Raw genomic sequence first — 1,900 nt, 5'->3', positions numbered from 1 at the left:
ATCGTCGTGACCGGTATCGCAGTCGATACTGACCGCTGTCGACGTCCTGCTATCGAACCACTGTCGCGGTCGGTGTGCAAAACCCGCAGACAGTTCGGCACGTCCGAGCAGCAGATTGCCGCTATACCGACGCTTATTTGCGTTTCTCCGGGTAGTTCGGATATGACCGTACTCGTCACCGGGGCAACGGGTGGAATCGGAAGTTGGACGATCGACCGACTCGCCGACGAAGGACACGATGTCGTCGGCGTCGACGTGGAACGACCACCGGGAACGCGAGTGAACGCACAGTTTTACGCAGCTGACCTGACCGACCAGGGCCAGACCTGGGAGCTCGTCCAGACCGTCCGGCCAGACACAGTGGTCCACTGCGCCTCGATTCCGTATATGGGGGTCAAACCTGGCACCGAGACGTTCCGGAACAATGTCATGTGTACGTACAATACGCTGGTTGCAGCAGGAACGGTCGAGGCCGACGTGGTCTGGACCTCGAGTGAAAGCATCTACGGGACGCCGTTCGCACAGGAGGTGTGGCTCCCTGATTACTTCCCGATCGACGAGTCCCACCCGTACCGGCCCGAAGACGCCTACGGACTATCGAAGGTCGTCGGCGAACAGATCGCACAAATGGCCGTTCGGCGGTACGGGATCTCGGTCGTCTCCGTGCGTCCGTCCTGGGTGAACTATCCTGGTCGGTACGACACGACGGCGATCCGCGAGTCGTTCGATCCCACGACGGCCGACCGATCGGGAAATTTCTGGTCGTACGTCGACATCCGCGACCTCGGCTCGTTCATCCAGACGGCGATAGACGCGGACGTTGACGGCCACGAACCGTATCTCGCGGTCGCCGAGGACAACTACCTCGGCCGGCGGACCGCCGACACTATCGAGACAGTGTTCGGCGACCTGCCGTCTGAGTGTGCGCTTTCCGGCGAAGAATCCGTATATACGACGGAGAAGGCGCGTACCGAACTCGGCTGGCAGCCCGAACACACCTGGCGCACCGCCGAGGACGACGAGGTTCCGGGACCGAGTTTCCTCTGAGCCGGCGTCTCCCGACGCGTTTGCGGTCCGATCATCAGATGGGTCGGGAAAGTCGACCCCGCTGCACCAGTTCTCAGTCCCAGGGCCACACGCCGGTGAGTCGCATCCCTTCGGCGTGGCCCTCGTCGATCGCTCTCTGGCGAACCGCGTCGGGGGAGCGTCGATCCACCTCCCTGTCCGCTTCGGCCAGTTTACAGACCGCAGCTGCAACCGAAACTGCGAGTGCCCGGAGGTCGCGTCGGTCGACCTTATCGAGGGTATCGGCGTGCGTGTGTCCCCACCCCCTGAGGGCGTCGCTTTCGGCTTTCGAAGACACCATCGCGCCCGGCACACCGCGGTAGACGAACGGCCACTGATCGCCCCAGGGAACCAGACCGCCGTCGCGCTCGATTGGCACGCCCAGCTCGTCGCTCACCTCCCGGAACGTGGCGTCGATGGCGTCGATGCCGTGAGTCGAGACGACCGGATCTCGCGACGAGCCGATCCCGTCGAGGTTGATCACCGTCTTTATCGTCTCCGGATCGGTGTCCGCGGTCCACGCCTCGCTTCCCAGGAGGTGGAGTTCCTCCGCGCCGAAGGTGACGAACCGAACCCGCGTCTCGAGGGATTCCTCCATGGTCGCCAGCAACCGCGCCACTTCGGCGACGGCCGCACAGCCGGCGGCGTTGTCGGTCGCCCCTTCGGAGATGTCGTGTGCGTCGTGATGTGCCGTCACGAGAACTTCGCGCTCCATATCGGGTCCGAGGGTCGCCGTGACCGACTGCGAGGTCATGCGTTCGTTCTCACAGTCGACGTTGAGAGTGGCGGTCGTCCGTTCACGCTTGCAGGCGCGAACGAGCCGCGCACCCAGTTC

General features: G+C 63.7%; 2 protein-coding genes. One reads left to right on the top strand and one right to left on the bottom strand.

The features are described from left to right. Window positions 1–162: 162 nt before the first annotated feature. Window positions 163–1,047 carry an NAD-dependent epimerase/dehydratase family protein gene (locus ACNA7R_RS20165; RefSeq protein ID WP_416285323.1) on the top strand — a complete coding sequence of 295 codons (885 nt, stop codon included), beginning with the start codon at window positions 163–165 and terminating at the stop codon, window positions 1,045–1,047. A 73-nt stretch (window positions 1,048–1,120) separates the two neighbouring features. Here ACNA7R_RS20165 and ACNA7R_RS20160 read toward each other — a convergent pair. Beyond that, window positions 1,121–1,900, bottom strand: a 780-nt coding sequence (locus ACNA7R_RS20160; RefSeq protein ID WP_416285322.1) for a M28 family metallopeptidase, incomplete at its 5' end; no start/stop codon positions are given.

Origin of the sequence: Natronococcus sp., from assembly GCF_047921035.1 — an archaeon.
GTDB lineage: Archaea > Halobacteriota > Halobacteria > Halobacteriales > Natrialbaceae > Natronococcus.
Note: the sequence above shows the minus strand (reverse complement) of the source record. Positions and strands in the feature narration are given on the sequence as shown.

Excerpts from the sequence above, each read along its gene's own strand:
- ACNA7R_RS20165 (WP_416285323.1), top strand. The coding sequence starts at position 163 with ATGACCGTACTCGTCACCGGGGCAACGGGTGGAATCGGAAGTTGGACG.